Below are 8,209 nucleotides of genomic sequence, written 5' to 3' on the forward strand. Positions count from 1 at the left end.
TGTGCGCGCAGAGGTTGAGGGGGAAGTTGAAGGGCGCGATGCCCAGCACCGGGCCCGAGGCGCCGCCCGCCACCGGTGCCCCGGACGGCTCCGGGACACCGGCGGAGACGGCCGCCGCCACCCGTTCCCCGGACGTCCCGGCGCAGGTCCGCCACGGCGAGCAGGCCGGGGCGGCCGAGCCGGGGAGTGCCCCGGAGGGCGGGGAGGACGTGGTTTCCGAGGGTGCCGTGGTGGTGCCGCCGGTGGCGGGTGAGGGTGCCGAGGGGGTGCCCGGCGTGGGGGAGCCGGGTGCCGGTGGGCCCGGGGAGGACGCCCCGGCCGCCGGGAGCGGCCCGGAGGACGCCCCCGGCCCCGTACCAGCCCCCGGCGGGACCGGGGAAGCGCCGCAGCCCGGCGGTGAGGCCGCCGGACTGCACCCCGGCGGTCCCGCTCCCGGGAGCGTCCCGGCCGGTACGCAGCCGTCCCCGGACACCGGGGACGCCGCCCGGACCGGGCTGGCCGAGCCGGGGAGTGCCCCGGAGGGTGGGGAGGACGTGGTTTCCGAGGGTGCCGTGGTGGTGCCGCCGGTGGCGGGTGAGGGTGCCGAGGGGGTGCCCGGCGTGGGGGAGCCGGGTGCCGGTGGGCCCGGGGAGGACGCCCCGGCCGCCGGGAGCGGCCCGGAGGACGCCCCCGGCACCACGGTCCCGGGCGACGGGCCGGCGCCCGCCGGCGAAGGGACGGACGTGCAGCCGGGCTCCCCGGCCGCCGGCGTCCCCGCCGACGCCGGACCGGCCGCACCCGCGGAGCCCGCGTCCGGGGAGCCCGCGACGGGGGGAGCCGAGGACACCGGGGGAACTGCCGCTCCCGGGGCCCCCGCGGACGCCGCCGTCACGGAGGCACCCGGCACGACGGAGCAGCCGGTCGCCCCGGAGACCCGGACGCCCCCGGAGCCCCAAGCCGGCCCCGCTCCTCCCATAAGCGAGGACGGCCCGGCGGCCGCCGCCGCGCCGTCCACCGAGGGCGGCGCACCGGACAGCGGCGCCGCACCGTCCCCTCCCGCCCCCGGCTACGACGAGGCCGAGCGGGAGGCGGTGCACCGGCTGATGCGCGAGCGCCGCGACATCCGCAACGGATTCCGGCCCGACCCCATCCCGCACGAGGTGCTCCTCCGCGTGCTGGAGGCCGCCCACACCGCACCCAGCGTCGGCCACTCGCAGCCGTGGGACTTCGTGGTCATCCGCTCCGCGGAGACCCGCCGCACCATGCACGAGCTGGCCCAGCGTCAGCGGGAGGCGTACGCCGAGTCGCTGCCCAAGGCCCGTGCCAAGCAGTTCAAGGAGCTGAAGGTCGAGGCCATCCTCGACACCCCGGTGAACATCGTGGTGACCGCCGACCCCACGCGCGGCGGCCGCCACACCCTCGGCCGCCACACCCAGCCCCAGATGGCGCCCTACTCCTCCGCGCTGGCGGTGGAGAACCTCTGGCTCGCCGCACGGGCGGAGGGCCTCGGCGTCGGCTGGGTCAGCTTCTTCGACGAGCGCGAACTCGTCCGCACCCTCGACCTGCCGGAGCACCTGGAGATCGTCGCCTACCTCTGCATCGGGTACGTCGACGCATTCCCCGCCGAGCCGGAGCTGATGCAGGCCGGCTGGTCCAAGCGGCGCCCGCTCTCCTGGGTCGTGCACGAGGAGGCGTACGGGCGCCGCGCCCTCCCCGGCTCCGCACCGCACGACCTGCTGGCCGAGACCCTGGAGCGCATCCGCCCGCTGGACGCCAAGGCGCTCGGCGAGGCCTGGGAGCGGCAGAAGCGGATGACCAAGCCCGCCGGGGCGCTCGGCATGCTGGAGATCATCTCGGCACAGCTCTGCGGTCTCTCCCGGCAGTGCCCGCCGCCCGTGCCCGAGCCCGCCGCCGTCGCCGTCTTCGCCGGCGACCACGGCGTCCACGCCCAGGGCGTGACCCCGTGGCCGCAGGAGGTCACCGCCCAGATGGTGGCCAACTTCCTGGGCGGCGGCGCGGTCTGCAACGCCTTCGCCAACCAGGTCGGCGCCGAGGTGTGCATCGTCGACGTCGGCGTGGCCGGCGACCTGCCCGCCACCCCCGGGCTGCTGCCCCGCAAGGTACGCCCCGGCACGGCCGACATGACCCAGGGCCCCGCGCTGAGCCGGGAGGACGTGCTGCGTGCCGTCGAGGTCGGCATCGAGACCGCCCGCGACCTGGTGGCGGCGGGGAACAAGGCGTTGCTCACCGGCGAGATGGGCATCGCCAACACCACCGCCTCCGCCGCCCTGATCGCGGCCTGTACGGGCGCCGACCCGGTGGAGGTCACCGGGCGGGGCACCGGCATCAACGACGAGACGCACGCCCGCAAGGTCGAGGTCGTCCGCCGGGCCCTCCAGCTCCACCAGCCGGATCCGGCCGACCCCGTCGGGCTGCTCGCCGCCGTCGGCGGTCTGGAGCACGCCGCCCTCACCGGCCTGATCCTGGGCGGCGCGTCCCTGCGCACCCCGGTCGTGCTGGACGGGGTGAGCGCCGGGGCCGCGGCCCTGGTGACCCGGCAGATCGCTCCCGAGGCGCTGGCGGCCTGCATCGCCGGTCACCGCAGCGCGGAGCCCGGGCACGTCGCCGCCCTCACCAAGCTCGGGCTGCGGCCCCTGATCGACCTCGACCTGCGGCTCGGCGAGGGCACCGGGGCGCTGCTCGCGCTGCCCATGGTGCAGAGCGCCGCGCGTGCCATGCACGAGGTCGCCACGTTCGATTCGGCCGGCGTCACCGAGAAGAACTGACGCCGGCCCGCGGGCGGCCCCGCACGGCCCCGGACCCGGGACACCACCGGGGCCGGGGCCGGGGGCCGCCCGCGTGCGGTGGCACCCGGTCCTGCCGGCCCGGAGTGATCCGCGGAACAGCAGTCCCCTTCCGGCCCGGCATAGGCTGGCTGCCGTACCGCGCACGGAGGGTGCCACGCGCCGCCCCGTCCGCCGTCCCCGCCGCTCCGACGCCGCAGCGGCACCGCGCCCACCCCAGGAGTCGCACTCCCATGCCCGAAACCCCCGCCTACCCCGTGGGCCTGCGTCTGGCCGGCCGCCGCGTCGTCGTGCTCGGCGGCGGCAGCGTCAGCCAGCGGCGGCTGCCCGCGCTGCTCGCCGCGGGCGCCGACGTCACCCTCGTCGCGCCGGAGGCCACCCCCTCGGTGGAGGCGATGGCCGAGGCGGGCGAACTCACCTGGGAACGCCGCCGCTACCGGGAAGGCGACCTCGCCGACGCCTGGTACGCGCTCATCGCCACCGACGACCCCGCGGCCAACGCCGCCGCCTCCGCGGAGGCCGAGGCCCACCGGGTGTGGGCCGTCCGCAGCGACGACGCCGAGTCCGCCACCGCCTGGACGCCCGCGACCGGGCGCAGCGAGGGGGTCACCGTCGCCGTGCTCACCGGCCGCGACCCGCGGCGCTCGGCGGCCGTCCGCGACGCGATCGTCGAGGGCCTCCGCGACGGCACCCTCTCCGCCCCCCGGCACCGCGCCCGTACGGCCGGCGTCGCCCTGGTCGGCGGCGGCCCCGGCGACCCCGACCTCATCACCGTCCGCGGCCGGCGGCTGCTGGCCGAGGCGGACGTCGTCATCGCCGACCGGCTCGGCCCCCGCGACCTCCTCGACGAGCTGCCCCCGCACGTCGAGGTCGTCGACGCGGCCAAGATCCCCTATGGCCGGGCCATGGCGCAGGAGGCCATCAACGAGGCGCTGATCCGGCACGCCAAGGCCGGCCGCTCCGTCGTCCGGCTCAAGGGCGGCGACCCCTACGTCTTCGGGCGCGGCATGGAGGAGGTGCAGCAGCTCGCCGACGCGGGCGTGCCCGTCACCGTCGTACCCGGCATCACCAGCGCCGTCAGCGTGCCGGCGGCCGTCGGCATCCCGGTCACCCACCGCGGCGTCGCCCACGAGTTCACGGTGGTCAGCGGGCATCTGGCGCCGGACGACCCGCGCTCGCTGGTCGACTGGGAGGCGCTCGCCCACCTGCGCGGCACGCTCGTACTGCTGATGGCCGTGGAACGCCTCGGCGCCATCGCGGAGACGCTGATCCGGCACGGCCGGCCGGCCGGGACCCCGGTCGCCGTCGTGCAGGAGGGCACCACGGCCGCCGAGCGCACGGTCGACGCCACACTGGCCACCGCCGCCCGCGCGGTGGAGGAAGCGGGCATCCGGCCGCCGGCGATCGTCGTGATCGGGGAGGTGGTGTCCGTCGGCCCGCGCGCTGGTACGGCGGGCCCGGGCGCGGGTACGGCGGGCCCGGGCGCGGGTACGTCCGGCGCGGACGCGGGCGCGTAGGAGCATCCGGTGGCGGCACTCCTCACCGTCGACGACCCCGGCGACCCGAGGCTGCGGGACTACACCGGCCTCACCGACGTCGCGCTGCGGCGGGTGCGCGAACCGGCGGAGGGCCTGTTCATCGCCGAGGGGGAGAAGGTCATCCGGCGCGCGCTGGACGCCGGGTACGAGATGCGCTCCATGCTGCTCTCCGCCAAGTGGGTGGAGACGATGCGGGACGTCATCGACGCGGCCACCGCGCCCGTCTACACGGTGGCGCCCGCCCTCGCCGAACAGGTCACCGGCTACCACGTGCACCGCGGCGCCCTGGCCGCCATGCGGCGCAAGCCGCTGCCGGAGCCGGGCGCGCTGCTGGCCGGGGCACGCCGCGTCGCCGTCCTGGAGGGCGTCAACGACCACACCAACACCGGGGCGATCTTCCGCAGTGCGGCAGCCCTCGGCATGGACGCGGTGCTGCTCTCGCCGGACTGCGCCGACCCGCTCTACCGGCGCTCGGTCAAGGTGTCCATGGGCGCCGTCTTCGCGGTGCCCCACGCGCGGCTCGCCCACTGGCCGCGCGACCTGGAGACGGTCCGCGAGGCGGGGTTCGCGCTGCTCGCCCTCACCCCGGACGCGCAGGCGGTACCGGTGGACACCGCGGTACGCGGGACGGCCGGGCGCCTCGCCCTGCTGCTCGGCGCCGAAGGCGCCGGGCTGACCGACCGGGCGCTGCGTGCCGCCGACATCCGCGTGCGCATCCCCATGGCGCACGGGGTGGACTCGCTGAACGTCGGCGCGGCCGCCGCCGTCGCCTTCTACGCCACCACCCGCCCCGCCTGACCCCACCGGCGCCCCGCCGGGCTTCCGTGGCGTACCGCGGCTGCCGTGCCCGGCGTCTCGCGAGGCACCCTTCCGCCGGCCGCCGCGGCGCGCGGCCCCGCGTGCCGGTCCGGCGGATGCCGGCGGCGACGAGGTGGCCCGCCCGCCGGGGAGCCCCGCTCGCGGGTGCGCCCGGTCCCGGGGCTGCAGCCGACCGCCTGGGGTCAGCCCTGCGCCGCCCCCACCCCGCGGGGCGGGTCGGCGAGACCGCTCACCGAGCTCTGGCACCCCTGCGCGGCCGCGATCCCCAGCGCCACCAGCAAGGTCACCGTCACGAAGACCACCAACCGCTGCCGCAGCAGCCGCCGGTCCGCCCCCGGGCGCCGGCCCGGCGTCCCGTTGCGCCCCCGCGGGCCCCCGGCCGCCCCGGCCCGGCTTCCCGTCCGCCCTCCGGTCCGCGCCCCCGCACCGGCGGACTGCCGCCGCCCGGGGGCCCGGTGCGGCCCGTGTCCCTGGCGCGCCCCCGGGCGCTTACGCGGCCCCGTACGCGACGTGGCGGAGCGCAGCGCGCCGCCGCCGGCGGTCTCGGTCCCCCGGCCGCGCTCCCGGCCGGCGGAGCCGGTCCGCTCGCCGTCGGGGAGCCGCTCGCGTTCCGTGTGCTGCCGCGCGTACTCCTCGGCCCGTCGCCCGGCCGGGCGTCGCGGCCGCTCGCCGCCCGCGGCGTGCGGGGCGGCCGCGGGGGGGACCGCAGGGGCCGCGTCCGGCAGCCCGCGCGCCTCGCGGGCGGCGATCTCCTTCAGCCGGAGGGAGAGTTGCAGCGTACTGGGGCGGTCCTCCGGAGCCTTCACCAGGCAGGCCTCGACCAGCGGGGCGAGGGCGGCGTGCACCGCGTGCAACTGCGGCTCCTCGTGCACCACCCGGTAGAGCATGATCTCGGAACTGCCCTGCCCGAACGGGGAGTCGGCCGTGGCCGCGTACGCCAGGGTCGCACCCAGTGAGAAGACGTCGGTGGCGGGCGTGACGGCGGCCCCCCGCACCTGCTCGGGCGCGAGGAACCCGGGCGAACCGACCGCGGTGCCGACATGCGTCAGGGTGCTGGCCCCGGTCGCCCAGGCGATTCCGAAGTCGATGATGCGCGGGCCCTTCGGGGAGAGCAGGATGTTGGACGGCTTCAGGTCCCGGTGGACCACGCCCGCCTCGTGCACCGCGACCAGGCCCTCCGCCAGCGCCGCGCCGATCGAGGCGACCTGCGAGGCGGGGAGCGGCCCCTCCTCGGCGACCTTGTCGTGCAGCGAGGGGCCCGGGACGTACTGGGTGGCGAACCAGGGCCGGTCCGCCTCGAGGTCCGCGGCCACCAGCCGCGCCGTGCAGCCGCCCCGGATGCGCCGGGCGGCGGACACCTCCCGGGCGAAGCGGGAGCGGAACTCCTGGTCCTCGGCGAGGTCCGGGCGGATCACCTTGAGCGCCACCCGCTGCCCGCGCCGGTCCGAGCCGAGATACACCACGCCCATGCCGCCCGCGCCCAGGCGTCGGTGGAGCCTGAACGAGCCGACGACTCGCGGGTCCTCGCGCCGGAGCCGCATCATCGCCATGTCGTTCCCCTCCGGGCGGGGTGGCCCCACCCGCTGCCTGTCCGTCTGCCGAGGACAGCTTACGGACTGCGGTGGCCGACCCACGAGAGGCGGCACACGCGCCGCAAGACGGAGTGTCAGGGGCCCGCCGTGGGCGGGAGCGCCCCGCCGCCCCGCCGCGGTGGCGTACGGGAGGAGCGCTGCCCGCCACAAGAGGCCGCGCGCCGCCGTGGTTTGACGGAGGGAAAGATCCTCGCCCGGTGCCTTCCGCACGGCCCCCGGAACGGGCGGCCGTGCGGTCCCGCGCCGGCCAGACGCGGGGGTGCACGGCGGCGCGGGGAGCGGGCGCCGGAGGGGGCCCGGGAGGTGAGCGAACTCACCCCCCGGGCCGCTCCGGCCCGCCCTGCCCCGGCCTCCGGGCCGACCTGTGACCGGGTCGGTGCCCGCCGGACGCTCGTTCCCGAGGCGGCGGCCGTCCGGCGGGCCCGCTTCACGCCGGCGACGTCCCGTGCCGGCCCCAGGGCCGGAGGCGCCCGCGAACGAGCCGCCTGCGTGGTTACCCGGTCCCGGCCGTGCCCCCTCCGGGAAGTCCCCGGGACTCCGGACACGGTCTCCACCCTGGGGAGTAGCCGGGCGCGACGGGCGTCATCCTGCGGGAGGCCCCGCAGTCGGTACGCGGGCATGACGCCGGGCCCGGCGCAGGCGCCTAGTGTGGTGGTCAAGCGGCGGGCGGAGCACTCGTCCCCCGAGGTCAGACGCCCGCCGCCCCGGAGAGACAAGGAGCGGAGCCATGGCGCACACGGCAGGGCGTACGGTGTCCCGGGCGCGGGTCCGGGCGGCGGCGATCACCGCCCTCGGCACCGGCCCCGGCGGGCGCCGGCACCCACTGGTGGCGGCCGCCATGGTGCTGCCGATGGCCCTCGTCCTCGCCGTGGTCTTCGGCGGCGTGGAGGCGGTGGTCACCCAGGCGTCGTCCGTGGCCGGAATGCTGGGGCGCTGAGCGGCGCCCCGGGCTCGGGAGAGCGGCCCGAGTCGGGGACATCCGGCCATCAGCCCCGTGGGGACGGGGGTGCGGCGGACGGCACGAGAGCCCGGGCAGCTGGGGAGCTGCCCGGGCTTCGCGCTTCCCGTGGCGCTTCCCGCGAACGGCCGCCGCCGGCGCCGTCCGGACAGGAGCGCACACCGTGAGGGCCCCGGCCGGCCGGCCGGGGCCCTCACGTGGATGTGGACGATACTGGGATTGAACCAGTGACCTCTTCCGTGTCAGGGAAGCGCTCTCCCGCTGAGCTAATCGTCCGTGGGCCGCGAGCCGTCCCGTCGGGCGGCTCCGCCACGAACGCACCGCCACCGGACGGTCACCGAGGGCGAGTGCGCGCAGTGCGTGCGCGATACTGGATTTGAACCAGTGACCTCTTCCGTGTCAGGGAAGCGCTCTCCCGCTGAGCTAATCGCGCGGAACCCGGTCCGCCGGAGCGGACGAGCCGAGTGGACGATACTGGGATTGAACCAGTGACCTCTTCCGTGTCAGGGAAGCGCTCTC

5 protein-coding genes and 2 tRNA genes are annotated in these 8,209 nt (G+C 77.6%); 4 read left to right on the plus strand and 3 right to left on the minus strand.

Features of this window, described 5'->3' with window-relative positions:
* The first annotated feature begins 38 nt into the window (after positions 1 to 38).
* The 3 genes from cobT (at position 39) to HOY81_RS26180 (ending at position 5,119) form a co-directional block, all read left to right on the plus strand.
* Positions 39 to 2,765 (plus strand): nicotinate-nucleotide--dimethylbenzimidazole phosphoribosyltransferase, encoded by a 2,727-nt coding sequence (gene cobT, locus HOY81_RS26170; protein ID WP_237323186.1) that lies wholly within the window; start codon positions 39 to 41, stop codon positions 2,763 to 2,765.
* Between the two features lie 251 nt (positions 2,766 to 3,016).
* Entirely contained in the window at positions 3,017 to 4,300 is a 1,284-nt protein-coding gene (gene cobA, locus HOY81_RS26175) for a uroporphyrinogen-III C-methyltransferase (protein WP_237323187.1), read from the plus strand.
* Positions 4,301 to 4,309: 9 nt separating this feature from the next.
* Positions 4,310 to 5,119 carry an RNA methyltransferase gene (locus tag HOY81_RS26180; RefSeq protein WP_237323188.1) on the plus strand — a complete coding sequence of 270 codons (810 nt, stop codon included), beginning with the start codon at positions 4,310 to 4,312 and terminating at the stop codon, positions 5,117 to 5,119.
* Between the two features lie 203 nt (positions 5,120 to 5,322).
* Here the strand turns inward: HOY81_RS26180 and HOY81_RS26185 are convergent, their stop codons facing one another.
* Positions 5,323 to 6,690: a serine/threonine-protein kinase gene (locus HOY81_RS26185; protein ID WP_237323189.1), complete on the minus strand. Its 1,368-nt coding sequence runs from the start codon at positions 6,688 to 6,690 to the stop codon at positions 5,323 to 5,325.
* Positions 6,691 to 7,459: 769 nt separating this feature from the next.
* Here HOY81_RS26185 and HOY81_RS26190 point away from each other — a divergent pair.
* Positions 7,460 to 7,669, plus strand: coding sequence for a hypothetical protein (locus tag HOY81_RS26190; RefSeq protein ID WP_237323190.1), 210 nt, complete (start codon positions 7,460 to 7,462; stop codon positions 7,667 to 7,669).
* Between the two features lie 225 nt (positions 7,670 to 7,894).
* Here the strand turns inward: HOY81_RS26190 and HOY81_RS26195 are convergent.
* Positions 7,895 to 7,966, minus strand: a tRNA-Val gene (locus HOY81_RS26195).
* 85 nt (positions 7,967 to 8,051) lie between these two features.
* A tRNA-Val gene (locus tag HOY81_RS26200) sits at positions 8,052 to 8,123 on the minus strand.
* Positions 8,124 to 8,209: the final 86 nt, after the last annotated feature.

It is taken from the genome of Streptomyces sp. JJ36, from assembly GCF_021696945.1.
Lineage (GTDB): Bacteria > Actinomycetota > Actinomycetes > Streptomycetales > Streptomycetaceae > Streptomyces.

Bases quoted from the DNA above. Each gene is read 5' to 3' on its own strand.
- cobT (WP_237323186.1), top strand. From the start codon at position 39: ATGCCCAGCACCGGGCCCGAGGCGCCGCCCGCCACCGGTGCCCCGGAC.
- cobA (WP_237323187.1), top strand. From the start codon at position 3,017: ATGCCCGAAACCCCCGCCTACCCCGTGGGCCTGCGTCTGGCCGGCCGC.
- HOY81_RS26185 (WP_237323189.1), bottom strand. From the start codon at position 6,690: ATGGCGATGATGCGGCTCCGGCGCGAGGACCCGCGAGTCGTCGGCTCG.
- HOY81_RS26190 (WP_237323190.1), top strand. From the start codon at position 7,460: ATGGCGCACACGGCAGGGCGTACGGTGTCCCGGGCGCGGGTCCGGGCG.